The organism is Bradyrhizobium sp. CCGE-LA001, assembly GCF_000296215.2.
Lineage (GTDB): Bacteria > Pseudomonadota > Alphaproteobacteria > Rhizobiales > Xanthobacteraceae > Bradyrhizobium.
Window position 1 is genome coordinate 1,130,198 of the sequence record NZ_CP013949.1, and the last position, 26,622, is coordinate 1,156,819.

Genomic DNA, 26,622 nt, shown 5'->3' on the forward strand with positions numbered 1-26,622 from the left:
TCCTCCGCCGTGTATCTGGCTCTCGGATGCCCCCACAGCAACCGCAGTACTTTTACCGGCGTCATCAACCGCGACGATGACGCAGACGCTTTATTCAGCCATCACAAGCTCAAGAACGAAAAACAATTGTGGTTCGCTCCAAGCACAACCGGCACTTGGACACGTGGTCGAACATCGCCAAGCTTGAGCGTGAGCCGGAAAACGCGCGCTATTACTCGCTTCTTCAACATCGGGTCTTGGCGGCCATCGAAGACGGCAACCGCGACTTCAACGTGCGGAATGGGACTTACGCCGTGCCGGCATCCTGAAGTGGATCCGCTTCCCTGGGGAAGACGACTCCTATGTCACCTGCAAGAGCCGGGACTTTGTGGGCATCGAATGCGGCTTGCATGGAGACCATGGCCCGAACGGCTCGCGCGGCTCCACGCGCTCGCTGAAGAAGCTAGGGCGCCCCGCCAACAAGGCGCACGACCATCAAGCAACGTGGATGGACGACACATTGTCGGCCGGCGCGTGCTCCACGCGCTTCCCGTACATGAAGGGACCGGGCGCGCATAGCATCTCGTACATCGGGACCTTCTTAAACGGCGCTCGCCAAATCCTGACGTTTTGGGCCGGGAAGTTTCGGGCGTGATCTACCGGCGGCCTCGCAGGCGGCCCCGGTGGATTCGCCTATTAGACCCGCTCACCCTGGCTTTGCTGTGGGCACTGATCGCGTGCGATGTGCTGCGGAAGGTTAGGGGTGCGCGCGGATTCAGGTTACGCCGTCCCGTTTCTTGATTGCCTCTAAGGCACCCGGCGGCAGGTTTCTGAACATCTCTTGAATGCGCTTTTGAGTGGCAATGCGTCTTTCAACGACAAGGTTGATAAGTTGCAGAAGCGCCAATGCGGTCCCAACGTCTTCTTTTAAGGCAAGCTCGCCGGGGTGAACTGCGTTATTGCCAGTGACTCTCACGATGTCCAAGGCCATTTGGATTTCGGGCTCAAGACCGTTTTTGACTAGGTGCGCTATGTTGGAGTTGATGTCTTTCCCTTGGCCGCCAAAATGGGACATTAGCTTTTGGACAATGAGGCGCGATAATGCTGCCGAACCTCGGGGCGAGGCTTCGGCTATTGTAGATGCCTCCACGAAGTCTTCTTTTATGTCACCGGGCAGGTCGGGGTGCGGTTCAATCTTCACTGCGAAGGCCGGCCAAGCCACTTTGCCCTTGATCCAGAAAGCCCAACCTCCGCAGCTATGGCAAAGGCTCAAATTGACGTTCACCATTTGCCAATCGGTGTTGGTGCCATAGCGGATGATTTCATGGGTTACGTCGTTCTTTTCGAAACGCGCTCGGAATTTGAGCCATTGCTTCTGGTCGTCTTCATCCCCGAACGCCTTTTTATAATCTAAGGCGGCAACCGTTTCAGATTCGTAGACTACGGGCTTTTTGTCTCGCTGTAGCTGTTTGACGAGGACATCAAACCAATGCTGTTGAGCTAGGGCGTTGCAGTGTGGGCACGAAAAAGAGTCAAGCCCTAGTTGCGGCGTTACCTCCTTGGGCGGCATCGAAATTGCTCCGTGTGAGTGGCGGCGCAAGCCTACGTTGTGCAAACGGAACTCGCAAGAATCTTGCGCGTTGATCGCGGGGCAACGGAGGACTGTGGAATGGCGAAGAAGGCCAAAAAGAAAACGGCGCGCGGGCGCAAGCAAGATCGGGCGCGCGTCGCGGGTGGTCAAGACTATGAAGTGCGATACGAAGCAAAGAAGTCGGGTCGCTCTAAGAAGTCGGTAAAGAAGGCGGTGAAGAAGGTTGGCAGTAGCCGCAAGCGAGTCGAGAAGACGCTTAAGCGCAAGAGGGCTAGAAAGTCTCTTCGGCGATCCGCTTCATAGCGGGGCTATCCGGATCTTTGATTTTGAGCCAACGGCCAGACCTGCCCGATACATAGGGCAGGTCTTTTCGCTTCGCCACGATGCCTTCGTGTCCAAGCTTGCAAGCATGCTTGAAGATCAGCGGGCCGGTTTCCTCTAGGTGGTCGTTGAATTCTATTCCGTCCATCACCTTGTGCAGTAGATCGGCGAGCAAGAATTTCCGCCCAAACAGCGGTTGCCGGCGGACCTCCGTCCCTTCGTATTCGAGAAGGTCAAAGGCAACTAGCGACACTTCGCGGTCGTAGTCGCGGGAGTGAAGACTCGAAGTTGGGCATGCCCTTCCCGTCGTACACGATGCCTTCGCCGTCTAGCAGGAAGGACGTTGCCTTGATTGCGCGGGCGGCTTGGACAATTGCGCGGGTAGCGGTCCGTCCAATCGGCGCCGCGGCGGGTCTAGACGCGCACGCGGCCCTCGTGCTTTCACACCATGAGCCGGTAGCCATCGTGTTTGATTTCGTAGACCCAATCCGGCCCCACCGGTGCCGCCTTCGCTACGGTTGGAACGCAGGGCTCAATGAAGCCGGAAGCGGGGCGTACGCTGGAACTGGATCGCCATCGCATGGCGACTCACATAGGGCGCATTTTTGATTTTCCAGCGGGAAGGCTGGCCGTTCATCGAAGAGGAAGCCAAGAAGTTGTGCGCGCAAATTGTGAAGCGGGCACGCGAGCCTGGCTTGGCGCTCAAGACAACGTTGGTGTTCTCGGTCGCGTAGCACTGTGGATGGCGGCGAGTGTCGGGCCGGAGGATTGTGCACAGTCCACTGCGGATCGACCTAGAGGCCCAATTTCGAACGCACGTAGTCGACCACGAGAGTCACAAAACTCATCCTCTTGATCCAAGCCCAAGCCAAAGGGCGAAGAGAAGCGGAGACCTGTAGCCAATAGTATTGTCTGGCTTTCTTAACTCCGATACGGGCTACATTCTTTGCAAACATCTCCTCATAATCACCAAGCTGTGCTTGAGCAGAGCTTTCAGGTGCGAGGAGTGCGACCATGAATTTGGCCAACCTTGGCGGAGACGACGAACGCTCAGCCGCGATTTGCTCTGCGGCTTTTTCCAACTTTTCTTCGGCTTCTTTTATGGTGGCGCGAAGCTTCACGTACTCCTTCCGTGCTGATTCTATTTCTCTTTGAACAAAGAGAGTCTCGAGGGCCACCTTTGACACTTTAAGTTCGTAGGCTGTCACGAATCCCAGATTCACGAACTTGCTGCGCAAATTTGGGAGATCGATATTTTTGTCGTCGTCCCCGTTCTTGTCAGTCACGCCATGGCTCCTGCCAGTTTGGTCCCTTCGCGCAACCGGTCCAACGCGGAGAGCGATGCATTTAAGGCCATTTGCCCCTTGCCGGTTATTTCAAAGAACATCTTTGCCCGGCCACCGCGTTCAGCGGTCGCCTGGCCTTGCTTGCTTTTGACAAAGCCCTTCTTTTCGAGGGTTTCGAGAGTCGCATAGATCGTCGCCATCGGAACTGCTTTGTTCAGACGCTTTTCCAGTTCCTCGTAGATGGAGACCCCATACGCGTCGGGCTGCTTACGCAAAATTGCGAGCATTACGACCTGCTCCGTCTGCTTGAGAGTATCGCTCATGTTTCGCTTTCTCTGGCCTGTTTGCTTATTTTGCTTGTTGTCCGGCTACCTCCACCGGTATCTTCTAGTATATAGAAGAAACAAGCGCCGTCAATCTTCCGAACTTTGGAAGATATCCACTACAAATCGGGCACCGTGAGTGTAGGGGAGCCTTCCTCCTAACTGCATCAGTCACGAAGGAGCGGCGAATCGAGCAGTGGCGGGAAATGCGTTGGATTACCCGCGTCTGTTAGGGACGTGGTTAGGGACGGTTGCGCGATACGCCACTAAGTTATTGGTTATATGTAGAAAAAAGTAAGGCGCGACTGGCATCACCACAGTCGCGCCCTACGTCGCCGGCTTATGGGGCAGGGGGGAATAGCCGGCTGCTGAGACGACTCCCGGCCCCGAAAGTCGTTCCATCTCCTCCGAAATATTTTGCTGAGGCTGGGCATTTTTCGCACACGGTTAAGTGATCGTAATCACCGAGAACCCCCCGTCCTACGGCCGCGTTGTTCCCCCGATCGCCATGGGGCGAGGGATCGACAGCCATGTCACAGATTCAAAAGGTATTTTTAGGCGCCGTCGCGATTGCTGCGACGCTCGGCGCGGTGCAATTGGCCTCCGGCCACGATCTGGCCAACCGCTGGCAGGCCGTCGCCGATATACCCAGCCACAGCTCGAACCTGACCCCGAGCCATAATATCAATCGCACCGGCAAGTCCGACCGCCTTGCCGAGATCAAGCAAGCGCCCGTTCCCACCCGGACCGTGTCAATGCGGCTGAACGACCTCGCAGACACGTCGGTGCTGCTGCGGGTCCCCGCGGTGATCGAGACCGGCAATGCCAAGCAGCCCGTGCTGCTCCAGAACCAGACGCAGAAGAAGAACCGCAGCAAGCCGACGATCGCCTGCGAGCCGATGGTCAGCTCCCTGACCGAGGTCGCGAAACTGCTCCAGCCCGGCCGCTGCGTCACCTGATCCGCACAGGACGCCGGATAGATCGCCCTCCCCCGAGGGCGATCGTTCGCGTCCACTTGATCCCCTGTCCCTTCGCGTTATATCCCGGGTTTCTTCCCCTTCGTTTTGACCGGGTAAACGCATGACGACGTCAGACACGGCTGTGCATACGCAGCCATTCCAGGCCGAGGTTTCCGAGCTTTTGCACCTCATGGTGCACTCCGTTTATTCGGAGACCGATATTTTCCTGCGCGAACTCGTCTCCAATGCCTCGGACGCCTGCGACAAGCTGCGCTATGAGGCGATCGCCCGTCCGGACCTGCTCGGCGAGGGCGAGGCGCTCAAGATCCGCATCATCCCGAACAAGACGGCCAAGACGCTCACGATCGCCGACAACGGCATCGGCATGGAGCGGCAGGAGCTGATCGACCATCTCGGCACCATTGCCCGCTCCGGCACCAAGGCCTTCGTATCGAAGCTGAAGGAAGCAAAGGACGGCCTCGGCCTGATCGGCCAGTTCGGCGTCGGCTTCTATTCCGCCTTCATGGTCGCCGAGAAGATCGTCGTGATCAGCCGTCGCGCCGGCGAGAGCGACGTCTGGACCTGGAGCTCCCAAGGCGGCTCCGGCTTCGAGATCGCCCGCGCCGGCGACGAGGACGCTGCGCGCGTGACGCGCGGCACCGAGATCGTCCTGCATCTGAAGGACGACGCCAAGAAATATCTCGAAACCTACGAGATCGAGCGCATCGTCGGGGCCTATTCCGACAACATCCTGTTTCCCATCGAGCTCGTGCCGGAAGAGGGCGAGCCGCGCCAGATCAATTCGGCCAGCGCGCTGTGGCAGCGCTCGAAGAGCGAGCTGACGGCGGAGGACTACAAGAAAGCCTATCAGCAGATCGCGACGGCCTTCGACGATCCCGCCATGACGCTGCATTATCGCGCCGAGGGCCGCTATTCCTACGCCGTGCTGCTGTTCGCGCCGTCTGCCAAGCCGTTCGACCTGTTCGAGCCGAACCGCAAGGGACGGGTCAAGCTCTACGTCCGCCGCGTCTTCATCACCGACGATGCAGATCTCTTGCCGGGCTATCTGCGCTTCATCCGCGGCGTGGTCGACAGCGAGGATCTTCCCCTCAACATCTCCCGCGAGATGCTGCAGAACAATCCGCAGCTGGCGCAGATCCGCAAGGCGGTGGCGACCCGCGTCGTGTCCGAGCTCGAAAGCCTCGCCGAGAAGGATCCCGACAATTTCGTCAAGATCTGGGATGCCTTCGGCGCGGTGCTGAAGGAGGGCATCTACGAGGATTTCGAGCGTCGCGAAAAGCTGCTGGCGCTGTCGCGCTTCACCACGACGTCGGGCGAGAAGCGGTCGCTCAAGCAGGTGATCGCCGATTTCAAGCCGAACCAGACCGAGATCTACTATCTCGTCGGGGACAGCATCGAGCGGTTGAAATCCAATCCGCGGCTGGAAGCCGCGACCGCGCGCGGCATCGAGGTGCTGCTGCTGTCCGATCCCGTCGATGCCTTCTGGACCTCGATGCCCTCGGAGTTCGACGGCAAGCCGCTGAAGTCACTGAGCCAAGGCGATCTCAACCTCGATTTGATCCCGCGCCTCGACGACAAGGACGAGGCGAAGAAGGACGAGCCGGAGGCCGATGAAGCCGCCACCATCGCGGTGATCAAGGCCGCGCTCGGCGAGCGCGTCAGCGACGTCAAGGCCTCGACGCGCCTGACCAGCTCCGCCTCCTGCCTGGTCGCCGACAGCCAGGGGCCGAGCCGCGAGCTGGAGCGCATCCTGGCGCAGCAGAACCGCGGCATGAAGACCAAGCCGATCCTCGAGATCAATCTGCGCCATCCGATGGTGGGTGCGATCACCAAGGCGCCGGCCGGCTCCAAGGCCGTCGACGATCTTAGCCTGCTCCTGCTCGAACAGGCGCAGATCCTGGACGGGGAATTGCCGGAAGACCCGGCGGCGTTCGCCGCGAGGCTGAACCGGCTCGTGTTGCAAGGGCTCGGCGCGTAGCCGCTGGTTCGGTCGTCAAGCTCGGCCATGGCGACGGTGAGTGCGTTGCGAGATCGCCGCACTCACCTTGCCGTCATCTGTACCTAGGAACAGTCGCCTCCAGCGTGGTGTTATGCCATAGGAGGCAGTCGGCATCCGTGCCGGCGCCGTGACCGATGCGAGGATTTCTCCATGCGCTTGCCGATCCTGACCCTCACCGCGATTGTCACGTTGTTCGTCGCGGCCGACGCCAGCGCCCAGACCTACGATCCGCGTTACCCCGTGTGCATGCATGTCTACACGCCCGGCGGCTTCGGCGGTGGCGGCGGCGACTATTATGATTGTTCGTTTACCTCGATCCCGCAGTGCCGGGCCACGGCGTCGGGCCGCTCTGCGAGCTGCGACCTGAACCCCTATTACGCCTTCGACCAGCCCCCGCCGCGTCCGCGCAAGCGGCAGAAGCAACAGTACTAGCGGTCCGCGATGCGCTTTCCTCGGATCCTCTCGCCGCGAGCTTCCCTCGGCCTGCTCCTCGCCGTCGGCGCCTCGCTCGTGATTGCGCCCTCGCATGCGCAGACTTTCGATCCCCGTTACCCCGTCTGCATGCACGTTTATTCCGGCGCGAATGGCGGTGGCGGGGAGTGGTACGATTGCTCCTTCACATCCATCCCGCAGTGCCGCGCCACCGCGTGGGGGCGCGCCGCGATCTGTGATCTCAATCCGTACTACCCCGTCAACGCGCCGCCGCAGCGTTTGCGTCACAGGCGAACCGGCTAGCACCGGACGGATCGGCGCTTCCACTTGACGTCACTGCTGATCCCGACAAGTTCCGCCCGCTTTGTGCCGGCCGTCTTGCGACGCCGGCGGCTTGGTAAGGAATGACTAGCGTTAATCGCGCGCTAAGCGGCTTTTACCCTGCCCCTTAACACCTGGGCAGGGCGGTGCGGGCTAAGCTTGGGACCAGCAGCCACGGCCCCAAGAGAATAACGGCATGACCACCGGTGTCATCGAGCAAGCGAAAGCCGCGCGCGCGCCGTCGGCGTCGAAGATCTGGCTGAAGGCGATCGAGCTCACTGCGCGGATCGAGACGCTGCCGGGCCGCCTGTTTGCCGACGTCGTCGAGGATTGGGCGCGACGCCAGCCCGACCGCGCGGCGCTCGTCACCGACGCTGCCATGCTTGACTACGAAGGCTTGTCGAAGCGGATCAATCGCTATGCGCGCTGGGCGCGCTCGGTCGGCGTGGCCAAGGGAGACACCGTTGCCCTGATCATGCCGAACGGCATCGACTATGTCGCAGCCTGGCTCGGCATCAGCCGGGTCGGGGGCGTTGTCGCGCTGCTCAACACCAAGCTGGTGGGGCCATCGCTCGCGCATTGCATCGACGTCGCGAAGCCGTCGCACATCATCGTCGCCTGTGAACTGGCGGAGATGCTCGACGGCGCAGCGCCGCATTTGAAGACGCAGGCAAAGGTCTGGAGCCATGGCGATGCCCGCAGCGAACGCGCCATTGACGTTGCGCTGGCGGCGCTCGACGATGCCTCTCTTTCGCCGGACGAGCGCGGCGATGTCACGATCAGCGACCGCGCCCTGCTGATCTACACATCGGGTACCACCGGCTTGCCGAAAGCCGCCAGCATCAGTCACCGCCGCATCCTCAACTGGGGCTTCTGGTTCGCCGGTCTCACCGGCGCGACGCCTCAGGACCGGCTTTACGACTGTCTGCCGCTGTTCCACTCGGTCGGCGGCATCGTCGCGCCATGCAGCATGCTTGCCGCCGGCGGCTCGGTGGTGATTGCGGAAAAGTTTTCGGCGTCGCATTTCTGGTCCGACATCGACCGGCACGACTGCACCCTGTTCCAGTATATCGGCGAGCTCTGCCGCTATCTGCTCAAGGCGCCGCCGTCGGAATATGAGAACCGGCATCGCCTGCGGCTCGTCTGCGGCAACGGTCTGCGCGGCGACATCTGGGAGGATTTTCAGGCGCGCTTTGCCATTCCCCGCATCCTCGAATTCTACGCGGCCACCGAAGGCAATTTTTCGCTGTTCAACGTGGAGGGCCAGCCCGGTGCGATCGGCCGCATTCCGCCGCTGCTGGCGCATCGTTTTCCGGCAAGCCTGGTCAAGCTCGCCCCCGACAGCGGCGTGCCGCTACGCAACGAAGAGGGCTTTTGCATCGCCTGCGCCCGCGGCGAGGCCGGCGAAGCGATCGGCCGCATCGGCACCGCCGATGAGGGCGGCGGGCGTTTCGAGGGCTATACCGACGCAGGCGAGACCGAGAAGAAGATTTTGCGCGATGTCTTCGCCCGGGGTGATGCATGGTTTCGCACCGGCGACCTGATGCGGCTCGACGACAAGGGCTTTTTCCATTTTGTCGATCGCATCGGCGATACCTTCCGCTGGAAGGGCGAGAACGTCGCGACCTCGGAGGTGAATGACGCCGTGCGCGACTTCACCGGCGTGGTCGACGCCACCACCTACGGCGTCAGCATCGCCGGCACCGACGGCCGCGCCGGCATGAGCGCCATCGTCGTCAACGAAGGCTTCGACATCGCCGCGCTGCCCGCCCATCTCGCGCAGCGTCTGCCGGCCTATGCGCGTCCCGTTTTCATCCGCATCTCCCACGAGATCGATGCGACCGAGACCTTCAAGCAGAAGAAGGGAGGGCTCGCACGCGAGGGCTTCGATCCGGCCGCAATAACGGAGCCGCTGTTCATGCTCGATCCGAAATCCGGGGCGTATGTCGCGCTCGACAGCGAGGCCTATGCCCGTATCAATGACGGCACGATCAGGCTGTAAGCCTCGCGAAATCAGCAGACAGGTCCAATTTTATCTGAATTGTCCAAGAAGCCATTTACTTCTGTCGGGTAAACAGGCCGCCATGGGAGGCGGTCAGCAAGAGCCGCCGCAACAAGCGATAACAACAAGCGATAACAACAAGCGAGCCAGCCATGTCGGTAAGGTCTAAGGTCATTGACGCGATCCAGCAGATCGCCAAGGAGCAGCACGTCACGCTTCCCGCGCTCTCGGACGATCTGTCTCTGCATGAGACCGGCTTCGACTCGCTCGCCTTCGCGATCCTGGTCGCGCGTCTCGAGGACGAGACCGGCGTCGACCCCTTCACCATTTCCGAGGACGCAGCGTTCCCCGCCACCGTAGGCGATTTCGTGCGGGCCTACGAAAATGTCCCCGCGTGAGATCTTTGCGCTTCGCGACCATCTCGGCGCTGAGCTGAAGGGCCGCACGCTCTCGGATGCGCACCATGTGGTGTCGCTGACGGACGTCCTGTCGCACACGGTTCTGGGTGGGCGTCTGCACGAACTCGCGGGCCGCGCCGTGCTGCTCAAGCTGTCCGACCAGCTCCGGTCAGGCCTTGCCATGATCGAGCTCGACGGCATCGCCCGTCGCATCCTGCTGTGTCCGCCCGATCTCAATCCTGCGCATCTCGACGCGTTGATCGCGGATGCCGCGATCGATGCCGTCGTCACTGACGGGGCCGATCGCTGGACCGGGATCGGCGTGCCGCTGGTGGTCACCGCGAAATTGCCGCTCGAAGCGGCCGTACCGGTCAGGACCGAGCGGGCCACCGAATGGCTGATGCTAACGTCGGGCACGTCGGGCGTACCAAAAATCGCCGGCCATACGCTGGAAGCGCTCACCGGCGCGATTGTCGCCGAAGGCCCCGCGCGCGGACCTGCGCCGGTGTGGGCGACGTTCTACGACATCCGCCGCTATGGCGGCCTGCAAATCTTCCTCCGCGCCATTCTCTCCGGCGGCTCCATGGTGCTGTCGGACCCGCATGAGGCGCTGGCCGATCACGTCGCAAGGCTGAATGCGCGCGGCGTCTCGCACATCTCCGGCACGCCCTCGCACTGGCGCAAGCTCCTGATGAGCGGCTCGGCCGCCCAGTTCACCCCTAGCTACGTCCGTCTCTCCGGCGAGATCGCCGACCAGGCGGTCCTCGACGGCCTGAAAGCCGCATTCCCCGATGCCTCGGTCGGTCATGCCTATGCCTCGACCGAGGCCGGCGTGGGCTTCGCCGTCAATGACGGGTTGGAGGGTTTTCCGGCCAGTTATCTCGGCAGCCGCAATGGTGTCGAGATGAAAGTCGTCGACGGCTCGCTGCGCATCCGCTCGACGCGCACGGCCCACGCTTACATCGGCCGCAACGCCGCCGCACTCACTGACGACGATGGCTTCGTCGACAGCGGCGATATTGTCGAGCTGCGCGGTGATCGCTATTATTTCGTCGGCCGCCGCGGCGGCATCATCAATATCGGCGGGCTGAAGGTTCACCCCGAAGAGATCGAGGCGGTGATCAATCGCCATCCCGATGTGCGGATGTCGCGGGCCAAATCCCGCCGCAGCCCGATCACCGGCGGCATTGTCGTCGCCGACGTCATTCTCGCCGACGGCTGCGACCCGGCGCGTGCGAAGGAGATCCGTGACCAGATCCTGGATCAGTGCCGCGCGCAGCTCGCCTCGCACAAGGTGCCGGCCGTGATCCGCTTCGTCGAGGCTCTCGACGTCACCCCGGCCGGCAAACTGGCGCGCACCGATGCATAATGTTCTCGTCACCGGCGGCAGCCGCGGCATTGGCCTTGCGATCGCAAGGCGCCTCGTCGCTGCCGGCTTCAACGTGATTGCGGCCGCGCGACGCGAGAGCGAGGAGCTCAAGGCGGCGGTCGCCGTCTCCGAAGGACGCCTGCATTTCCGCGCCTGCGACCTTGCGGTGATCGACGCGATCCCGGCCTTCGCAAAGCTGGTCCGCGACGAGTTCGGCCCGATCTACGGCCTCGTCAACAATGCCGGCCTCGGCACCGAGGGCCTGCTCGCCACCATGCACAATTCCGAGATCGAGGCGCTGGTGCAGCTCAACGTGCTCTCGCCGATCATCCTCACCAAATATGTCGCGCGACAGATGATGGCGGACGGCGCAGGCCGCATCATCAACATCTCCTCGATCATCGCCACCACCGGCTATAATGGCCTCTCCGTCTACGGTGCGACCAAGGCCGCAGCCACCGGCTTCACCCGCTCGCTCGCGCGCGAGGTCGGCAAGCTCGGGATCACCGTGAACGCGATCGCGCCGGGCTTCATCGACACCGAACTGACGCACAATCTCTCCGACGAGGGACGCAAGCGCATCGCCAGCCGCAGCGCGCTGCGCCGTCTGCCGGAAACCGATGACGTCGCACGCATGGTGGAATATCTGCTCGGCGAGGGAGGCCGCAACGTCACCGGCACCGTGTTTACGATCGACGCGGGGAATACGGCTTAGAGCTTCGGTGCTGATTGAATCAGAACCGAAGCTCTAGATTCTTGTTTTGACGCGTTTTCTTCACGCGAACCGGTGTCCACTTCGCTCGAAAACGCTTTTGCGGAACCCCGGTCGCGACAATTGGTTGATCCGGCGCAATGACATTCAGCCGGATTTGGTCGTAAGATGCCCCGCAATCGATTGGGTTACGTCAATCGGTCTGCCCTAATCGACAGGGAGCAGTCCATGGCCATGCCAAACATGACCGCTTCGAACCTGGGCCGGACGTCAGCAGAGCAATCGCGCGCGAGGCCGGACGATGTCCATTGTCAGCCGATGTCGCATCAGAATTCCGGTGCTCACGGCCATGAGATGTATCCGCAGCAGTTCGTGCGGTTGGTCGGATGTCATGATGTCCCGGCCTCAGCGGTGCGCAAGCGCCAGGACGAGAAGCTGCATTAGGCGCTTGGGCTCCGGGCTTCTCCCAGTCAATTCGTTCATGTGACAATTCCGGCGGCTTGTGCGGCATTGCACGGGCATGCGGGCTTGTTGTCCGGCTTTTTCTCGGCCAATGATCGGGGCATCGCGGAAGCCGGCGAACCCGGGTCCATCCTGCCACGTATCTGTCTTGCAAAGTGCCATCTCAACCATCCGGCATCACCCGATGACATCGAGCGAATCCTTCTACGGCGGCATTCCGGTCTTCCGCGGCTTCACCAGCCTGATGGACCCTGTGCTGTATTCGCCGCTCCCGGACGATTGGAGCATCGGCGTTGCCGACATCGTCGATTCGACCAAGGCCATCGCGGCGCAGCGGTACAAGGCAGTCAACATGGCCGGCGCCGCCGTGATCGCGGCGGTGACGAACGCCTTGCAGGGGCGCGAATTCCCCTTCGTGTTCGGTGGCGACGGCGCGAGCTTTGCGGTTGCGCCTGACGATGTCGAGTTTGCCCGGGAGGCGCTGGCGGCGACCGCGACCTGGGTGCGGGAGGATCTCGATCTGAAGATGCGCGTCGCTCTGGTGCCGGTCAGCGCCATCCGCGCGCAGGGCCTCGACGTGCGCGTCGCGCGCTTCGGTCCGTCGGCCAATTTGTCCTATGCGATGTTCTCCGGCGGCGGCCTCGCCTGGGCCGATGCCGCCATGAAGCGCGGCGAGTTCGCGCTGACTGAAGCCCCCGGCGGCACGCAGCCCGACCTCTCCGGCCTGTCCTGCCGTTTCGAGGTGATGCCGGCCTCACGTGGCTTGATCCTGTCGGTGCTGGTGATGCCGGCACGTGGCGACGATCCGCCGGCCTTCCGCAAAGTGATCGAGGACATCATCCATCTCGTCGAGCGCAGCCCGGATGGCGGCCGCCCGGTGCCGCCGCAGGGGCCGCCGCTGAAATGGCCGCCGCAAGGGCTGGATTATGAGGCCCGCACCCGGCGCGGCGGCTCACTGCTTGCGCGCCGTGCCAGTGTGCTGGCCTATACGCTGTTCGTCTATCTGATCATGCGTTTCGACCTCAAGGTCGGGGGCTTCGTGCCTGAAGTCTACAAGCGACAGGTGGTCGAGAACTCGGACTTCAGGAAGTATGACGACGGATTGCGCATGATCCTCGATTGTACGCCGGAGCTCGAACGCGCGCTGGGCGATAGGCTCGCGGCGGCCGCGCGCGACGGCGTCGTGCGCTATGGCCTCCATCGGCAGGACGCGGCGATGATGACGTGCTTCACGCCATCGGCGCTGCGCAGCGATCACGTGCACTTCATCGACGGCGCGCGAGGCGGCTACGCCTCGGCCGCGACGGCGCTGAAGGCGATGATGGCGTGAAAGGGCTCTCGTGCCCCGGACGCAGCGCAGCGTGAAACGGCGCGCTGCAGAGCGGGGTCCCATGGCAGTGTGGGTCCCGGCTCTGCGCCGCGTCACTGCGTGCCGCAGCGCGTCCAGGACACGAAGACTGTCACCGTCCTGCGCGCGTCCAGGTTTCGCCGCCGCAGAGCGCGCCGACGCAGCCTTCGACGCGCAACGAATCCGCCGACGTCACCGTGATGCTGCTCGCATAGCTGCTGCCGTCATCGGCGTTGTAGATCTGGCCTGACCATTTGTTCGGAGCTGACGGCTGCATGCCGTTGAACAATGGCAGGCCGATCATCGGACGCCTGGCGAGCGCAGGATTGGGATTCTTGCTGTCGGTGGCTGGCTGACCGGTCGCGGTGTCATAGGGCTCGCGCAGCCAGACGATGTGGCCACAGATTCCGTCGCCGCATTTGTTGATCTTGACGCGCGCATCGCCGGCCTGGGTGAGCCAGGTCCCGTCGGCGCTTTGCGCCTGCGCGCTGGTTACGCCGAGCAGCGCAGCCAGGATGACGACGGGAATCGCGAATCTGCTGAACATGGAGAACCCCCGAAAAAAGACGGCGCCTCCATATCAGCCCGGGAGGATAGTGCAACGCTGGTGGGAATCACATTCCTGCGTTTACTTGCTTGCTTATCTGCCTGCGCTCATTTGCCCCAGCGCGCGAACGCGACCGAGCCGGCCGTCAAAAGACCGAACACGACCATGGCGCCGCCGACCAGCGCGAACAAGGTCCAGGCCGGCGCCTGCGCCATCATGAGACCGATCCCGCCGACAGCGACGATCAGCAGGCGCGCCGTCGAAGCAAGCACGGGTCCGCCGACGCGCGCCGCGCCTTGCGAGGAGAAATAGAGCGACACGCCGATGCCGAAGAACACGAAGGCCGGACCGGCCCAGTGGAAATAGCTGTGGGCGGCCGCGGTGACGCCGGGATCGCGCGTGAACAGCGCGACCCATAGCGACGGGTCCAGCGCGACGACGAGGCCGATCAGGCCGACGGTCAATCCCGAGGCTGCCGCCGCAGTCCAGGCCACGCGCCGCGCGCGCTTCAGATGGCCTGCGCCGATCGCGACGCCGACCATCGGCACCGAGGCGATGCCGAAGGCGAAGGTGATCGGGATCAGCAGAAATTCGAGCCGCGAGCCGATGCCGTAGCCGGCCAGCATCTCGGTGCCGAAGGTCGCGAGGATCTTCGTGAAGATCAGAATGGTGAGCACGGTCTGGAGTGGCGACAGGCAGGCCAATGCGCCGACCTTGAGAATGTCCAGGAACATCGCGCGTTCGAAATGGAAGGCACGGACATCGAGCTGCAACCGGCTGCGGCCGGATAGGAGATACCAGAGGAAGAAGATCGCGGCGCAGCTGAACGCGATGAGCTGGCCGCTTGCGACACCCGGCATGCCGAATTGCGGCATGCCGAACAGGCCGAGCCCCAGCGTGCCGCCGAGCACGACCTGGAGCACGCTCGCGCCGATCAGCGTCATCGACGGCAGGCGCATGTCGCCGGTGCCACGGATCACCGAGGCCAGCGTGTTGACGAGCCAGATCGCGACCGCACCGGAGAACAGCACCTGCGAATAGCCGCTGGCCTCCTCGAGCACGCGGTCGCGGCCGCCGAGCAGAGCGAAGAAGGAGCGGCCGAAGACCAGCATCATCACCGTGAAGAACAGCCCGCCGCAGAGGCCGATGATGGCAGCATGCAGTGCCAGCGTCGCGGCGCGGTCGCGATCGCCTGCGCCGAGCGCGCGGCTGATCGCTGACGAGACCCCGCCGCCCATCGCGCCCGCGCTCATCATCTGTGTCAGCATCGCGAACGGAAACACCAGCGCGATCGCGGCGAGCGGGATGGTCCCCAGCCGGCCGATATAGGAGGTCTCGGCGATCGATACCAGCGTGCTGCCGACCATCGCGATCATGTTGGGAATCGCGAGCCGCAGCAGCGTCGGCAGGATCGGCGCGGTCAGCAGGCTCGCAATGGGGGAGGCGACCGGGGCACGCGGCGGGACGGCGTCTAGGGGGGCGTCGATCGTCATGTTCACCGGGCGGAATGTTAGATGATGATCGACATATTATAGGACGCAGGGCGGCCGGCGCAGCCCTCGCTCACGCAGGGCTCACCAGGGCAGGCCGCATAGGTCGATGGTGCCCAGCGTCGGCGCGCGGACGATGTTGAAGACGTAGGGCGCCATGTAAGTGAAGCGGATCCGCCCTTCCGGCTGCTCGCAATAGACCTCGCCCTTGAAGGGCAGCCAGCTCCGGGTCTCGTAGAACGAAAAATTGTGTGGTTCGCAGAACAGCAGCGCGAAGCGGGCGGCCTCGTTGGCGCGAATGGTATGCACCGCCGCGTCGATCGCCAGGGTCGCATAGCCGCGGCCGCGCCGGTCCTCGCGCGTGCAGACCCCGCCGATGCCGCCGATATGGACCTTCTGCCCATTCCAGGTGACGGTGCGGAAATAGATGCCGACATGGCACACGAGGCCGTCCTCGGGCGTCTCGATCAGCACGCGCAGATCGGCATTGGCCCATTTGACGTGAGACCAGGCCGGCTTCTCCGCGGCGTCCTGGCTCCAGACCGCGTTGAGCAGGGGTTTTGCAATCGGCCACGAGGCGTCGCCGTTCAGGATGTCGATTTCGATGCTCATTGCTCGGTCTCTCGCATCTTCGGTTCGCGGTGCATTCGTTCTGTCATAACCGCTTCAAAGGCAATGATATTTTGCGACGTGCAGCCGGCCCGGGCGATCGTCCGCGGCCTCCGCCGGATTATTTGCAATCGTGCCAAGCGGTCGCATCACGCGTTTTCGCAAATTGACGGTATTTAACGGCCGCGGAACCTTCTATAAGGGGTGACCGTTAGAACTCGTTCCCCACCAGTTGCGGACAAGAACCCATGACCTTTACGCTGCCCCCACTCCCTTACGCCTATGACGCCCTCGGCCAGTATATGTCGAAGGAGACGCTGGAATATCACCACGACAAGCATCATCAGGCCTACGTCACCAACGGCAACAACGCGCTCAAGGGGACCGAATGGGAAGGCAAGTCCCTTGAAGAGATCGTCAAGGGCTCGTTCGGCAAGAACCCCGCGGTGTTCAACAATGCCGGCCAGCACTACAACCACATCCACTTTTGGAGCTGGATGAAGCCCAATGGCGGCGGCACGAAGCTGCCGGGCAAGCTCGAGAAGAAGATCAACGAGGACCTCGGCGGCTTCGAGAAGTTCAAGACCGACTTCCAGGCGGCCGGTGTCGGCCAGTTCGGCTCCGGCTGGGCCTGGCTCCAGGTCAAGAATGGCAAGCTCGAAATCTCCAAGACCCCGAACGGCGAGAATCCGCTGGTGCACGGCGCCACTCCGATCCTCGGCGTCGACGTCTGGGAGCACTCCTACTACATCGACTATCGCAACCGCCGTCCGGACTATCTCAAGGCGTTCGTTGAGAACCTCGTGAACTGGGAATACGTCGAGTCCCTGTTCGACAAGGCGTAAGCCAAACACTCAGTGATCCCGGGGCGATGCGAAGCATCGAACCCGGGATCTCGAGATTCTCAGGTGCGCAACGGCGCACCAGAGTTCGCACTTCGTGCGCCCCGGAATGACAGGATCGAGGCGGTCGCATCAGCGGCCGCCTTTTTGCTGTGCGGAATTGCCCTGCACGATGCGCGCACGGCTCTGTCATCGTATCGTTTGCATCGGGGGAACGCCGCCCTTAATCAGGACGGGCATCCCCGCGATCCGATCCGAGCCCGGTGTCAGAACCTTCCCCGAAAGACCCGGCGCCTGCCGACGACGTCGACGCCGAGCCGCGGCCGGGGCGCGTGCGCAAGCCGGTCGGCTGGTCCACCATCATCATCGCGGTCCTGGTGGCGGTGAGCGCCGGTCTGGTCTGGCGGCGTGACGGCACCGACGGTGTTCTCGACATTCTCACCCACGACCTCTCGCTGTTCTCAGGCATCCTGCCGCGCGTGCTGGCCGGTTGCCTGCTCGGCGCTCTCATCTCGGAGATCCTGCCGCACGAGAAGGTCTCGCGCTCGCTCGGGCCGAAATCGGGCCTGATGGGCCTGCTGATCGGCACTGCCTTCGGCGCGATCTTGCCGGGCGGTCCCTTCACTGCCTATCCGGTGGCGAGCGCGCTGCTCGCGGTCGGTGCCGATTTCGGCGCCACCATCGCCATGGTCGTGAGTTGGACCCTGATCGGCTACGGCCGGGCGGTGGCCTGGGAAATCCCGATCATGGGCACCGATTTCACGCTGTGGCGGATCCTGATCTCGCTGCCGCTGCCGGTGCTCGCCGGCGCGCTCGGCCGCTTCGTCTATGTCAGGATGTACCCGAAGCCCGCCGCCAAGGACGATGAGTTGTGAGCGCAGCGCTTCTCATCGACATGCTGTTGTGGGGCTCGGTGCTCGGGGTCGGTCTGATCGCCTTCCGGCGCGGGTCTGCCGTGTTCGTGGCCTCGCTGCGCGAAGGCGCAATGGACTTCGTCAACATCGTGCCGCGGATCGCGCTCGGGGTGATCGGCTCCGGCTACATCGCCGCCATCATCCCGCAGGAGGTGATCACCGGCTGGCTTGGCCCAGACAGCGGCTGGCTCGGAGTCGCCTCTGCCGTTGTCGCCGGTGCCGCCACCCCCGGCGGCCCCGTCATCGGCTTCTCCATCGGCACGGTGGCGCTGAAGGCCGGCGGCGGAGTGCCCCAGGTGGTTGCGTATGTCGTCGCTTGGGCCCTGTTCGCCTTCCAGCGGGTCATCTTGTGGGAGATCCCGTTCATGCCGGCCCGGTTCGTCTGGTTCCGCTGCGCCGTGTCGGTGCCATTTCCGTTCGTGGCGGCCGCGATCGCTATGCTGATCGGAAAGCCCTGAGCCCAAGGCGTGGACAGACGAAATGTTATAATATAACGTCTCGAAATGGTTCCCGCCGCGTCCCACGCCCATCATCACGACCACGTTCATGGTCATTCCCACGGCCACGCGCACGGGCACGACCACACCCATGCCCATGTCCATGATGCGGCGTCACCGCATCCGGCCCAAGCGGCACCCTGGTCGATCCTGCGCATGACCATGGCGGGGCGCCTTGCGGCCGCGCTCGCCGTCTGCGCCGTGCTCTGGGCCATGGTCTTCCTGGCGATGAGGTGACCATGGCGGCGCTGCACTTCCACAACGTCACGCTCGGCTATGACCGGCATCCGGCCGTGCACCACCTCAACGGCGAGGTCGCATCCGGCGCGCTGGTCGCCGTGATCGGTCCGAACGGCGCAGGCAAGTCGACGCTGCTGCGCGGCATCGTCGGCATCCTCAAGCCGCTCGACGGCAGCATCCATCTCGGCGGGCTCGACAGCAGGGACATCGCCTATCTGCCGCAGAGCGCGGAGATCGACCGCAGCTTCCCGATCTCGGTGTTCGATTTCGTCGGCACCGGGTTGTGGCGCGGGACCGGCCTGTTCGGCGGCATAGGCAAGGCCGCGCGCGAGAAGATTTTGCGCGCGATCGCCGCGGTCGGCCTCAACGGCTTCGAGAACCGCCCGATCGGCACGCTCTCCGGCGGCCAGATGCAACGCGTGCTGTTCGCGCGGGTGCTGCTCCAGGACGCCAGCCTGATCGTGCTCGACGAGCCCTTCAACGCCATCGACAGCAAGACCACGACCGACCTGCTCGCGCTGGTGAAGAATTGGCACGCCGAGGGCCGCACCGTGCTGGCCGCCCTGCACGACATGGAGATGGTGCGCACCCATTTCAGCGAGACGCTGGTGCTGGCGCGCGGTCCCGTGGCGTGGGGACCAACGGACGAGGTGCTGACGCCGGAGAATCTGCTGGTGGCGATGCGGATGTGCGAGGCCTTCGACGACAGCGCGGCGGCCTGCGCGGCCGACGACGGGCGTTCGCAGGCAGCGTGACCTCAAATGATCTATGACGCGCTGATCGGTCCCTTCACCGAATTCGAGTTCATGCGGCGGGCGCTCGCTGCCGTGATCGCGCTCGCGCTGGCGGGCGCGCCGATCGGCGTGTTCCTGATGCTGCGGCGGATGAGCCTCGTCGGTGACGCCATGGCGCACGCGATCCTGCCGGGCGCTGCGGTCGGCTTTCTGCTCTCCGGCCTTAATCTGTTCGCGATGACGGCCGGCGGCCTGATCGCCGGCTTCGCGGTCGCGATCCTCGCCGGCGTGGTGGCGCGTTCGACGGGGCTGAAGGAAGACGCTTCGCTGGCCACCTTCTACCTGGCCTCGCTGGCGCTCGGCGTCACCATTGTCTCGATCAAGGGCACCAATATCGACCTGTTGCATGTGCTGTTCGGCAACATCCTCGCGATGGACGACCAGACGCTGCTTGTCGTGGCCTTCAACGCCACGGTGACGCTGCTGGTGCTCGCGGTGATCTACCGTCCGCTGGTGATCGAGAGCGTCGATCCCCTGTTCCTCCGCACCGTCAGCCGCGCCGGCGGGCCAGCGCATCTCGCCTTCCTCGCGCTCGTCGTCATCAACCTCGTCAACGGCTTCCAGGCGCTCGGCACGCTGCTTGCGGTGGGTCTCATGATCCTGCCGGCTGGCATTGCCCGGTTCTGGTCGCGCGATCTCACCGCCATGATCTGCATCGCGGTCGTCGCCGCCGCGATCTCGGGCTATGCCGGTCTCGTGCTGTCGTTCCAGACCCGTGTGCCCTCGGGCCCGGCGATCATTCTCGTGGCGACGGTGATCTACATGGCCTCCGTGTTGTTCGGCCGCATCGGCGGTATTGTCCGGCAATTGTTTCCCGGCCGGCATCTGGAAGCATGACGATGCGGCTCATCCTGCTTTGTGCGCTGTTGGTGATCGCCTCGCCGCTGCATGCCGCCGAGCGGCTCAACGTCGTTGCGAGCTTCTCGATCCTGGCCGATTTCGTCCGCAATGTCGGTGGTGACAGGGTCAATCTGACCACGCTGGTCGGCGCCGACAGCGACGTCCACGTCTACACGCCGGCCCCCGCCGATGCGAAGCGCGTCGCGGCTGCCAAGCTCGTCATCGTCAACGGGCTCGGCCTCGAAGGCTGGCTGCCGCGCCTCGTGCAGTCCGCGGGCAGCAAGGCGAAGGTCGTGACTGCGAGCGCCGGCATCACGCCGCTGAAATTAGGCGCGGCCGCAGATCCCCACGCCTGGCAGTCCATCCCGAACACCAAGGTCTACGTCACCGACATCGCCAATGCGCTCGCCGCGGCCGCTCCGGACGATGCGGATGTTTTCCGCGCCCAGGCCAAGGCCTATCTGGAAAAGCTCGACTCGCTCGATCGCGAGGTCCGCGATGCCGTGGCGAAAATCCCAACCGAGCGGCGCAAGGTGATCTCCACCCACGACGCCTTCGGCTATTTTTCCGCCGAATACGGTATCCAGTTCATCGCCCCCCTGGGCGTCTCTACGGAGACCGAACCCAGCGCGCGCGACATCGCCGCCATCATCGGCCAGATCAAGGTGCAGAAAATCCCGGCCGTGTTCCTGGAGAATATCAGCGACGACCGGCTGATCCGGCGAATCGCGGCCGAGACCGGCGCCAAGGTCGGCGGGACCCTGATTTCGGACGGTTTGACCGGCGAAAAGGGGCCTGCACCCACTTACATTGACATGGTCAGGCACAATATAAAGGCCCTGACCAGCGCGCTTGACCAATAGGGCAGGGCCACCCGCCTCGCGTCGCGCGAACAAGCCTGATGTCGGAGTTCTTATGTCTGAAGCGACTTCCCAGAAGATTCCCGTGACCGTGCTGACCGGCTATCTCGGCGCCGGCAAGACCACGCTCTTGAACCGCATCCTGTCGGAGAATCACGGCAAGAAATACGCTGTCATCGTCAACGAATTCGGCGAGATCGGCATCGATAACGATCTCATCATCGGCGCCGATGAAGAAGTGTTCGAGATGAACAACGGCTGCATCTGCTGCACCGTGCGCGGCGACCTCGTCCGCATCATGGACGGCCTGATGAAGCGCAAGGGCAAGTTCGACGCCATCATCGTCGAGACCACCGGCCTCGCCGATCCCGCGCCAGTCGCCCAGACCTTCTTCGTCGACGAGGACGTGCAGAAGAACGCCCGGCTCGACGCCGTGGTCACGGTCGCCGACGCCAAATGGCTGTCCGACCGGCTCAAGGATGCGCCCGAGGCCAAGAACCAGATCGCCTTCGCCGACGTCATCGTCCTGAACAAGACCGACCTCGTCAACAAGGGCGAGCTCGCCGAGGTCGAGGCCCGCATCCGCGGCATCAATCCCTATGCGAAGCTGCACCGCACCGAGCGCTGCTCGGTGGCACTGGCCGACGTGCTCGATCGCGGCGCGTTCGACCTCGACCGCATCCTCGACATCGAGCCGGATTTCCTGGAGGCCGACGATCATGACCATGACCATGATCATCACCATCATGGCCACGACCACGACCACCATCATCACGGTCATGGCCTGAAGCACTATCACGACGAGGATATGCAATCGTTGTCGCTGAAGACCGACAAGCCGCTCGATCCCAATGTGTTCATGCCCTGGCTCCAGAATCTGGTGCAGGTCGAGGGCGGCAAGATCCTGCGCTCCAAGGGCATCCTCGCTTTCCACGACGATGACGACCGCTACGTCTTCCAGGGCGTCCACATGATGCTGGAGGGCAACCACCAGCGGAAGTGGAAGGAGGGTGAGCCGCGCGAGAGCCGCCTCGTCTTCATCGGCCGCGAATTGCCCGAAGAGGCGATCCGCAAGGGTTTCGAGAGCTGCATCGTTTCGTGATGAAAGAGTTTACGCCGGCCCCCGACTCCGCCTCGATCGTCTCCGTTACCGACCGCGTCAAGCCCGTGGCACTCGGCATGGCCGTGACGTCGGTGCATTTTCTCGGTCCCCGCGCCGCCTTCGTCGGCGGCGAGGAGAACGTCGCACTCGTCGATAGCCAGGGAGAGACCACCAAGGTGGCCGTGCACAGCGGCGGCATTCTCTCGACCGCCTCCGACGGCAAGCGCATCGTCATGGGCGGCGACGACGGCAAGGTCGTCTCGCTCGACGCCAAGGGCGAGGTGACGTTGCTCGCGACCGACCCGAAGCGGCGCTGGATCGACGCGGTGGCGCTGCATTCGGACGGCGCCTTCGCCTGGTCGGCCGGCAAGACCGCGACCGTCAAGAGCGGCAGGAGCGAGGAGAAATCGCTCGAGGTGCCCTCGACCGTCGGCGGGCTCGCCTTCGCGCCAAAGGGTCTGCGGCTCGCGATCGCGCATTACAACGGCGCGACGCTGTGGTTTCCGAACATGGAGGGCTCGGCCGAATTTCTGCCTTGGGCCGGCTCGCATCTCGGTGTCACCTTCAGCCCGGACAACAAATTCCTGGTCACCACGATGCACGAGGCGGCGCTGCACGGCTGGCGGCTCGCCGACAACAGGCACATGCGCATGACCGGCTATCCCGGCCGCGTCCGCTCGATGTCCTGGAGCGCAGGCGGCAAGGGGCTCGCGACCTCGGGCGCCGACACCGTCATCATCTGGCCGTTCGCCAGCAAGGACGGCCCGATGGGCAAGGAGCCTGCGATGCTTGCCCCGCTTCAGGCGCGCGTATCCGTGGTTGCCTGCCATCCGAAGAACGACATCCTGGCCGCAGGTTACAGCGACGGCACCGTGCTGATGGTGCGGTTGGAAGACGGCGCCGAGATTCTGGTCCGCCGCAACGGCACCCCGCCGGTGGCCGCACTCGCCTGGAATGCGAAGGGCACCCTGCTGGCCTTTGCGGACGAAAGTGGGGACGGCGGCCTGCTGGAGCTTTAATCTGTCATGGTTCCCACCGTATAGGGGACCATGCGATTTCTCACGACCTTTCAGCTTGCCGATTTTGGCGACACCCTGGTCAGCTTGCTCACGGCCTTCGTGCTGGGCACGCTGATCGGCGCCGAGCGGCAGTACCGCCAGCGCACCGCGGGCTTGCGCACCAACGTGCTGGTCGCGGTGGGAGCGGCAGCCTTCGTTGATCTCGCGATGCATCTGGACGGTGCCGAGGGGGCGGTGCGGGTGATCTCCTATGTGGTCTCCGGCATTGGCTTTCTCGGCGCCGGCGTCATCATGAAGCAGGGCATGGACGTCCGTGGCCTCAACACCGCGGCGACGCTATGGGCCTCGGCCGCGGTCGGCTCCTGCGCCGGGGCCGACATGGTCGCGCAGGCCGCGGCGCTCACCGTCTTCGTCATTGCCGGCAACACCATGCTGCGCCCGCTGGTCAATGCCATCAACCGCATCCCCCTGAACGAGAAGGCGCTGGAGGCCACCTACTATTTCAAGCTCGCGGTGGCCGCCGACGCCTTGCCCGACATGCGCGACCGCCTCGTCGAGAAGCTCGAGGCCGCGAACTATCCGGTCGCCGATATCGAGCTCGTCGAGATCGGCGAGGACATGCTGGAGATCGTTGCGAAGCTCGTCGCGAGCGCCGTTGATCCGAACGAGTTGAACGTGGTGGCGACCGATTTGCAGCATTTGCCGGGCGTGCGGCATGCCACCTGGGAAGTCAGCACAACGGAGTGAGCGCGGCGTTTTGGCGCGCAGAGGCCGGGTTCCCGCTCCTTCGATGCCGGAACCCGCGCGCCCCAGTTTCGTTGATCCCGCGGACAAAGGCGGTGATCGACATGCCCGGCCAAGAGACCAAGCGTAGACTGAAATTCGACCTGACAATCGCCACTTCGCTGTTCGCAGCTGGCGTCGTGGTGTCGGTGTTGTCGCTCGCCCAGATCCGTGCCGAAAGCCGGCTGCAGCTGGCGCAGGCAACGCCGCCGCTGCAGGGCACGCCGTCCGACGATCAGAACAAGCCCGCGGAATCCAAGCCGGGCGGCGATCGCCCGACCACGCCGGCCCCCGAGCCCGCGCGGCCGGATCCGCAGACTCAGGGCGCGGCGGGCGCGGCCAAGCCAGCTTTGCCGCCGGCGCCGGCGGAGAAGGTCGGGCCGCCGATCAAGGAGAAGTAGGCGATCGCTCCGCATTCGGTGTCATCCCCGCCGAAGGCGGGGGATCCAGTATTCCGCGAAAGCGCGTGGATACGAAGAGGCCGCGGCGTACTGGATGCCCCGCCTTCGCGGGGCATGACAGCGGTGGGTGCGGGACGCGCCCTTTCACCGCACCAGAATATTCCGGAACTGCCAGGGATCGCTCGTATCGATATCCTCCGGGAACAGTCCCGGACGATCCGTCAGCGGCGTCCAGTCGGTATAAAAGCCCTTCACCGGGCCGAGATACGGCAGCTGGATCTCCAGCAGACGATCGAAATCCATCTCGTCGGCTTCGACGATGCCTTCGTTCGGGTTTTCCAGCGCCCACACCATGCCGCCGAGCACGGCAGAGGTCACCTGCAGGCCGGTGGCGTTCTGATAGGGCGCGAGCTCGCGGGTTTCTTCGATAGAGAGCTGCGAGCCGTACCAATAGGCGTTGTTGTCATGGCCGAACAGCAGCACGCCGAGCTCGTCGATGCCGTCGACGATCTCGTTCTCGTCGAGGATGTGGTGCCTCTCCTGCATCTTCGCAGCACGGCCGAACATCTCGTGCAGCGACAGCACGGCATCGTCGGCCGGATGATAGGCGTAGTGGCAGGTCGGCCGGTAGATCGCCGTGCCCGATGCGTCACGCACCGTGAAGTAGTCGGCGATCGAGATCGACTCGTTGTGGGTGACCAGGAAGCCGTATTGCGCCCCGCGGGTTGGGCACCAGGTGCGCACGCGCGTGTTGGCGCCGGGCTGCATCAGATAGATGGCGGCGCCGCAGCCGGCTTCGTGGGTCCTCGCATTCTCGGGCATCCATTTCTCATGGGTGCCCCAGCCGAGCTCGGACGGCTGCACGCCCTCCGACAGGAAGCCTTCCACCGACCAGGTGTTGACGAACACGTCGGGCTCTTTCGGCTTCTTCGAGCGCTGGGTGTCGCGCTCGGCGATGTGGATGCCCTTGACGCCGGCCTGCCGCATCAGATCCGCCCATTCCGCCTTGGTCTTCGGCTTGGGGGCATTGAGCTTCAGGTCGGCAGCGACGTTGAGCAGCGCCTGCTTCACGAAGAAGGAGACCATGCCGGGATTCGCGCCACAGCAGGAGACGGCCGTGGTCGAGCCCTTGGGTCGCGCGCGCTTGGCGGCCAGCGTCACTTCGCGCAGCGCGTAATTGGAGCGCGCTTCCGGGCCTTTCGAGGCGTCGAAATAGAAGCCGAGCCAGGGCTCGTTGACGGTGTCGATGTAGAGCGCGCCGAGCTCGTTGCAGAGCTCCATGATGTCGGTGGAGCCGGTGTCGACCGATAGATTGACGCAAAAGCCTTGGCCGCCGCCTTCGGTCAGCAGCGGGGTCAGCAATTCGCGGTAATTGTCTCGGGTCACGGCCTTCTGGATGAAGCGCACATTGTGCTTCTCGCAATGCGCCTTGCGGCCCTCGTCCTTGGGATCGATCACTGTCACGCGCGACTTGTCGTAATCGAGATGCCGCTCGATCAGCGGCAGCGTGCCTTTGCCGATGGAGCCGAAGCCGACCATGACGATGGGACCAGTGATCTTCGCGTAGATCTGCGAGGGAGGGCTCATGGGATGGTTTCTCCGGAACGTGCTGGCAGGCAAGGGGTGGGTGGATCAGGCGATGCGGCGCTTCTCAGATGCTGCGGCGCCTTTTAGAGGCTGCGGCGCTTGGCGGTGACTTCGATCTCGACCTTCATCTCGGGCTTGGCGAGAGCGGTGACGACCAGCAACGTCGCAGCCGGCCTGATGTCACCGAGAACCTCGCCGCAGACGGCGAAGTGGGCGTCGATGTAGCTGGCGTCGGTGACGTAATAGGTCGCACGGACGATGTCGGCCATCTCGAATCCGCCCTCCTTCAGGGCGGCTGCGATGGTCTTGAAGCAGTTGCGTGACTGGCTCGTGACATCGGCCGGCATCGTCATCGTCGTGTAGTCATAGCCCGTGGTTCCCGCGACGAAGGCGAACTCGCCGTCGATCACGGCGCGGCTGTAGCCGACGGTCTTCTCGAGCGGAGAGCCGGTGGAGATCAGGCGACGGGACATGGTCGTGGGCCTCGACTGAAGGGGTGTTTCGCGGCGTTAAACGGCGTTTCCGGGGCCCGCGCAACCCCAAAGGAACGGCTTAGCGGAGACGCGGCTGAGCG

31 protein-coding genes are annotated in these 26,622 nt (G+C 63.6%); 22 read left to right on the forward strand and 9 right to left on the reverse strand.

All coding sequences use genetic code 11. From position 1 onward, the window contains the following. Positions 1-754: 754 nt before the first annotated feature. Positions 755-1,549: a DUF4145 domain-containing protein gene (locus BCCGELA001_RS05435; RefSeq protein ID WP_008543676.1), complete on the reverse strand. Its 795-nt coding sequence runs from the start codon at positions 1,547-1,549 to the stop codon at positions 755-757. A gap of 99 nt (positions 1,550-1,648) precedes the next feature. On the opposite strand from BCCGELA001_RS05435, the gene BCCGELA001_RS35755 reads away from it, so the two are divergent. Continuing rightward, a complete protein-coding gene (locus BCCGELA001_RS35755) occupies positions 1,649-1,873 on the forward strand; it encodes a DUF3606 domain-containing protein (RefSeq protein ID WP_083543495.1) in 225 nt (74 codons plus the stop codon). Here the strand turns inward: BCCGELA001_RS35755 and BCCGELA001_RS05440 are convergent. From BCCGELA001_RS05440 to BCCGELA001_RS05450, 3 genes are all read right to left on the reverse strand, one after another. Continuing rightward, positions 1,842-2,144, reverse strand: a complete 303-nt coding sequence (locus BCCGELA001_RS05440; RefSeq protein WP_008543678.1) for an ATP-dependent DNA ligase — start codon at positions 2,142-2,144, stop codon at positions 1,842-1,844. The two genes, BCCGELA001_RS35755 and BCCGELA001_RS05440, sit on opposite strands and share 32 nt — an antisense overlap. Positions 2,145-2,685: 541 nt before the next feature. After that, positions 2,686-3,177 (reverse strand): permease prefix domain 2-containing transporter, encoded by a 492-nt coding sequence (locus BCCGELA001_RS05445; RefSeq protein ID WP_008543680.1) that lies wholly within the window; start codon positions 3,175-3,177, stop codon positions 2,686-2,688. Further along, complete coding sequence (locus tag BCCGELA001_RS05450) at positions 3,174-3,500, reverse strand: PadR family transcriptional regulator (protein WP_008543682.1); 327 nt, start codon at positions 3,498-3,500, stop codon at positions 3,174-3,176. Before BCCGELA001_RS05450 ends, BCCGELA001_RS05445 begins: the two co-directional genes overlap by 4 nt. Positions 3,501-4,030: 530 nt before the next feature. On the opposite strand from BCCGELA001_RS05450, the gene BCCGELA001_RS05455 reads away from it, so the two are divergent. From BCCGELA001_RS05455 to BCCGELA001_RS05495, 10 genes are all read left to right on the forward strand, one after another. Then, positions 4,031-4,459 (forward strand): hypothetical protein, encoded by a 429-nt coding sequence (locus tag BCCGELA001_RS05455; RefSeq protein WP_008543686.1) that lies wholly within the window; start codon positions 4,031-4,033, stop codon positions 4,457-4,459. Positions 4,460-4,580: 121 nt separating this feature from the next. Then, the gene (gene htpG, locus BCCGELA001_RS05460; RefSeq protein ID WP_060734785.1) at positions 4,581-6,458 is read left to right on the forward strand and encodes a molecular chaperone HtpG; all 1,878 of its coding nucleotides are present in this window, start codon (positions 4,581-4,583) and stop codon (positions 6,456-6,458) included. Between the two features lie 171 nt (positions 6,459-6,629). Further along, a complete protein-coding gene (locus BCCGELA001_RS05465; RefSeq protein ID WP_008543696.1) occupies positions 6,630-6,911 on the forward strand; it encodes a DUF3551 domain-containing protein in 282 nt (93 codons plus the stop codon). Positions 6,912-6,920: 9 nt separating this feature from the next. Beyond that, positions 6,921-7,214 carry a DUF3551 domain-containing protein gene (locus BCCGELA001_RS35760; protein WP_008543697.1) on the forward strand — a complete coding sequence of 98 codons (294 nt, stop codon included), beginning with the start codon at positions 6,921-6,923 and terminating at the stop codon, positions 7,212-7,214. Between the two features lie 214 nt (positions 7,215-7,428). Continuing rightward, positions 7,429-9,234: a long-chain-acyl-CoA synthetase gene (locus BCCGELA001_RS05470; protein WP_008543698.1), complete on the forward strand. Its 1,806-nt coding sequence runs from the start codon at positions 7,429-7,431 to the stop codon at positions 9,232-9,234. 152 nt (positions 9,235-9,386) lie between these two features. After that, a complete protein-coding gene (locus tag BCCGELA001_RS05475) occupies positions 9,387-9,632 on the forward strand; it encodes an acyl carrier protein (RefSeq protein ID WP_008543699.1) in 246 nt (81 codons plus the stop codon). Continuing rightward, the gene (locus tag BCCGELA001_RS05480) at positions 9,619-11,001 is read left to right on the forward strand and encodes a class I adenylate-forming enzyme family protein (RefSeq protein WP_008543700.1); all 1,383 of its coding nucleotides are present in this window, start codon (positions 9,619-9,621) and stop codon (positions 10,999-11,001) included. The genes BCCGELA001_RS05475 and BCCGELA001_RS05480 overlap by 14 nt, the downstream gene beginning before the upstream one ends. After that, positions 10,994-11,716 carry an SDR family NAD(P)-dependent oxidoreductase gene (locus BCCGELA001_RS05485; protein WP_008543702.1) on the forward strand — a complete coding sequence of 241 codons (723 nt, stop codon included), beginning with the start codon at positions 10,994-10,996 and terminating at the stop codon, positions 11,714-11,716. The genes BCCGELA001_RS05480 and BCCGELA001_RS05485 overlap by 8 nt, the downstream gene beginning before the upstream one ends. Positions 11,717-11,941: 225 nt before the next feature. Continuing rightward, positions 11,942-12,157, forward strand: coding sequence for a hypothetical protein (locus BCCGELA001_RS38705; protein WP_008543704.1), 216 nt, complete (start codon positions 11,942-11,944; stop codon positions 12,155-12,157). A 202-nt stretch (positions 12,158-12,359) separates the two neighbouring features. Next, on the forward strand, positions 12,360-13,505 hold the full coding sequence (locus tag BCCGELA001_RS05495; protein WP_060734786.1) for a DUF3095 domain-containing protein: 1,146 nt from the start codon (positions 12,360-12,362) through the stop codon (positions 13,503-13,505). Positions 13,506-13,635: 130 nt separating this feature from the next. On the opposite strand, the gene BCCGELA001_RS05500 is transcribed toward BCCGELA001_RS05495, so the two are convergent. The 3 genes from BCCGELA001_RS05500 to BCCGELA001_RS05510 form a co-directional block, all read right to left on the reverse strand. After that, positions 13,636-14,070, reverse strand: a complete 435-nt coding sequence (locus BCCGELA001_RS05500) for a DUF2147 domain-containing protein (RefSeq protein WP_008543718.1) — start codon at positions 14,068-14,070, stop codon at positions 13,636-13,638. A 107-nt stretch (positions 14,071-14,177) separates the two neighbouring features. Further along, complete coding sequence (locus tag BCCGELA001_RS05505; RefSeq protein ID WP_060734787.1) at positions 14,178-15,563, reverse strand: MATE family efflux transporter; 1,386 nt, start codon at positions 15,561-15,563, stop codon at positions 14,178-14,180. An 81-nt stretch (positions 15,564-15,644) separates the two neighbouring features. Next, on the reverse strand, positions 15,645-16,172 hold the full coding sequence (locus tag BCCGELA001_RS05510; RefSeq protein WP_008543721.1) for a GNAT family N-acetyltransferase: 528 nt from the start codon (positions 16,170-16,172) through the stop codon (positions 15,645-15,647). A 245-nt stretch (positions 16,173-16,417) separates the two neighbouring features. On the opposite strand from BCCGELA001_RS05510, the gene BCCGELA001_RS05515 reads away from it, so the two are divergent. From BCCGELA001_RS05515 to BCCGELA001_RS38105, 11 genes are all read left to right on the forward strand, one after another. Continuing rightward, positions 16,418-17,014, forward strand: a complete 597-nt coding sequence (locus tag BCCGELA001_RS05515; RefSeq protein ID WP_008543722.1) for a superoxide dismutase — start codon at positions 16,418-16,420, stop codon at positions 17,012-17,014. A gap of 260 nt (positions 17,015-17,274) precedes the next feature. Beyond that, positions 17,275-17,886 (forward strand): permease, encoded by a 612-nt coding sequence (locus BCCGELA001_RS05520; protein ID WP_008543723.1) that lies wholly within the window; start codon positions 17,275-17,277, stop codon positions 17,884-17,886. After that, a complete protein-coding gene (locus BCCGELA001_RS05525; protein ID WP_060734788.1) occupies positions 17,883-18,383 on the forward strand; it encodes a hypothetical protein in 501 nt (166 codons plus the stop codon). The genes BCCGELA001_RS05520 and BCCGELA001_RS05525 overlap by 4 nt, the downstream gene beginning before the upstream one ends. 45 nt (positions 18,384-18,428) lie before the next feature. Beyond that, complete coding sequence (locus BCCGELA001_RS05530; RefSeq protein ID WP_060734789.1) at positions 18,429-18,659, forward strand: hypothetical protein; 231 nt, start codon at positions 18,429-18,431, stop codon at positions 18,657-18,659. A gap of 2 nt (positions 18,660-18,661) precedes the next feature. Beyond that, complete coding sequence (locus BCCGELA001_RS05535; protein ID WP_008543734.1) at positions 18,662-19,417, forward strand: metal ABC transporter ATP-binding protein; 756 nt, start codon at positions 18,662-18,664, stop codon at positions 19,415-19,417. Positions 19,418-19,423: 6 nt separating this feature from the next. Further along, positions 19,424-20,293: a metal ABC transporter permease gene (locus tag BCCGELA001_RS05540; protein ID WP_008543735.1), complete on the forward strand. Its 870-nt coding sequence runs from the start codon at positions 19,424-19,426 to the stop codon at positions 20,291-20,293. A 2-nt stretch (positions 20,294-20,295) separates the two neighbouring features. Further along, positions 20,296-21,159 (forward strand): metal ABC transporter solute-binding protein, Zn/Mn family, encoded by an 864-nt coding sequence (locus tag BCCGELA001_RS05545; RefSeq protein WP_060737501.1) that lies wholly within the window; start codon positions 20,296-20,298, stop codon positions 21,157-21,159. A 52-nt stretch (positions 21,160-21,211) separates the two neighbouring features. Next, on the forward strand, positions 21,212-22,258 hold the full coding sequence (locus tag BCCGELA001_RS05550; protein ID WP_008543745.1) for a CobW family GTP-binding protein: 1,047 nt from the start codon (positions 21,212-21,214) through the stop codon (positions 22,256-22,258). Next, positions 22,258-23,277 (forward strand): WD40 repeat domain-containing protein, encoded by a 1,020-nt coding sequence (locus tag BCCGELA001_RS05555; protein WP_008543746.1) that lies wholly within the window; start codon positions 22,258-22,260, stop codon positions 23,275-23,277. The genes BCCGELA001_RS05550 and BCCGELA001_RS05555 overlap by 1 nt, the downstream gene beginning before the upstream one ends. Before the next feature lie 30 nt (positions 23,278-23,307). After that, positions 23,308-24,024, forward strand: coding sequence for an MgtC/SapB family protein (locus tag BCCGELA001_RS05560; protein WP_008543747.1), 717 nt, complete (start codon positions 23,308-23,310; stop codon positions 24,022-24,024). Between the two features lie 101 nt (positions 24,025-24,125). After that, the gene (locus tag BCCGELA001_RS38105; RefSeq protein WP_060737502.1) at positions 24,126-24,461 is read left to right on the forward strand and encodes a hypothetical protein; all 336 of its coding nucleotides are present in this window, start codon (positions 24,126-24,128) and stop codon (positions 24,459-24,461) included. A gap of 144 nt (positions 24,462-24,605) precedes the next feature. Here BCCGELA001_RS38105 and BCCGELA001_RS05570 read toward each other — a convergent pair whose 3' ends face one another. Beyond that, positions 24,606-26,048 carry a homospermidine synthase gene (locus BCCGELA001_RS05570; RefSeq protein ID WP_008543750.1) on the reverse strand — a complete coding sequence of 481 codons (1,443 nt, stop codon included), beginning with the start codon at positions 26,046-26,048 and terminating at the stop codon, positions 24,606-24,608. A gap of 83 nt (positions 26,049-26,131) precedes the next feature. Next, the gene (locus tag BCCGELA001_RS05575; protein ID WP_060734790.1) at positions 26,132-26,521 is read right to left on the reverse strand and encodes a RidA family protein; all 390 of its coding nucleotides are present in this window, start codon (positions 26,519-26,521) and stop codon (positions 26,132-26,134) included. Positions 26,522-26,622 lie beyond the last annotated feature (101 nt).

Coding starts and splice junctions, on each gene's coding strand:
- BCCGELA001_RS05570 (WP_008543750.1), bottom strand. CDS start 26,048: ATGAGCCCTCCCTCGCAGATCTACGCGAAGATCACTGGTCCCATCGTC.
- BCCGELA001_RS05510 (WP_008543721.1), bottom strand. CDS start 16,172: ATGAGCATCGAAATCGACATCCTGAACGGCGACGCCTCGTGGCCGATT.
- BCCGELA001_RS38105 (WP_060737502.1), top strand. CDS start 24,126: ATGCCCGGCCAAGAGACCAAGCGTAGACTGAAATTCGACCTGACAATC.
- BCCGELA001_RS05435 (WP_008543676.1), bottom strand. CDS start 1,549: ATGCCGCCCAAGGAGGTAACGCCGCAACTAGGGCTTGACTCTTTTTCG.
- BCCGELA001_RS05555 (WP_008543746.1), top strand. CDS start 22,258: ATGAAAGAGTTTACGCCGGCCCCCGACTCCGCCTCGATCGTCTCCGTT.
- BCCGELA001_RS05470 (WP_008543698.1), top strand. CDS start 7,429: ATGACCACCGGTGTCATCGAGCAAGCGAAAGCCGCGCGCGCGCCGTCG.
- BCCGELA001_RS05530 (WP_060734789.1), top strand. CDS start 18,429: ATGGTTCCCGCCGCGTCCCACGCCCATCATCACGACCACGTTCATGGT.
- BCCGELA001_RS05535 (WP_008543734.1), top strand. CDS start 18,662: ATGGCGGCGCTGCACTTCCACAACGTCACGCTCGGCTATGACCGGCAT.
- BCCGELA001_RS05450 (WP_008543682.1), bottom strand. CDS start 3,500: ATGAGCGATACTCTCAAGCAGACGGAGCAGGTCGTAATGCTCGCAATT.
- BCCGELA001_RS35760 (WP_008543697.1), top strand. CDS start 6,921: ATGCGCTTTCCTCGGATCCTCTCGCCGCGAGCTTCCCTCGGCCTGCTC.
- BCCGELA001_RS05575 (WP_060734790.1), bottom strand. CDS start 26,521: ATGTCCCGTCGCCTGATCTCCACCGGCTCTCCGCTCGAGAAGACCGTC.
- BCCGELA001_RS05505 (WP_060734787.1), bottom strand. CDS start 15,563: ATGACGATCGACGCCCCCCTAGACGCCGTCCCGCCGCGTGCCCCGGTC.
- BCCGELA001_RS05455 (WP_008543686.1), top strand. CDS start 4,031: ATGTCACAGATTCAAAAGGTATTTTTAGGCGCCGTCGCGATTGCTGCG.
- BCCGELA001_RS38705 (WP_008543704.1), top strand. CDS start 11,942: ATGGCCATGCCAAACATGACCGCTTCGAACCTGGGCCGGACGTCAGCA.
- BCCGELA001_RS05545 (WP_060737501.1), top strand. CDS start 20,296: ATGCGGCTCATCCTGCTTTGTGCGCTGTTGGTGATCGCCTCGCCGCTG.
- BCCGELA001_RS05560 (WP_008543747.1), top strand. CDS start 23,308: ATGCGATTTCTCACGACCTTTCAGCTTGCCGATTTTGGCGACACCCTG.
- BCCGELA001_RS05465 (WP_008543696.1), top strand. CDS start 6,630: ATGCGCTTGCCGATCCTGACCCTCACCGCGATTGTCACGTTGTTCGTC.
- BCCGELA001_RS05540 (WP_008543735.1), top strand. CDS start 19,424: ATGATCTATGACGCGCTGATCGGTCCCTTCACCGAATTCGAGTTCATG.
- htpG (WP_060734785.1), top strand. CDS start 4,581: ATGACGACGTCAGACACGGCTGTGCATACGCAGCCATTCCAGGCCGAG.
- BCCGELA001_RS05475 (WP_008543699.1), top strand. CDS start 9,387: ATGTCGGTAAGGTCTAAGGTCATTGACGCGATCCAGCAGATCGCCAAG.
- BCCGELA001_RS05480 (WP_008543700.1), top strand. CDS start 9,619: ATGTCCCCGCGTGAGATCTTTGCGCTTCGCGACCATCTCGGCGCTGAG.
- BCCGELA001_RS35755 (WP_083543495.1), top strand. CDS start 1,649: ATGGCGAAGAAGGCCAAAAAGAAAACGGCGCGCGGGCGCAAGCAAGAT.
- BCCGELA001_RS05550 (WP_008543745.1), top strand. CDS start 21,212: ATGTCTGAAGCGACTTCCCAGAAGATTCCCGTGACCGTGCTGACCGGC.
- BCCGELA001_RS05500 (WP_008543718.1), bottom strand. CDS start 14,070: ATGTTCAGCAGATTCGCGATTCCCGTCGTCATCCTGGCTGCGCTGCTC.
- BCCGELA001_RS05485 (WP_008543702.1), top strand. CDS start 10,994: ATGCATAATGTTCTCGTCACCGGCGGCAGCCGCGGCATTGGCCTTGCG.
- BCCGELA001_RS05495 (WP_060734786.1), top strand. CDS start 12,360: ATGACATCGAGCGAATCCTTCTACGGCGGCATTCCGGTCTTCCGCGGC.
- BCCGELA001_RS05515 (WP_008543722.1), top strand. CDS start 16,418: ATGACCTTTACGCTGCCCCCACTCCCTTACGCCTATGACGCCCTCGGC.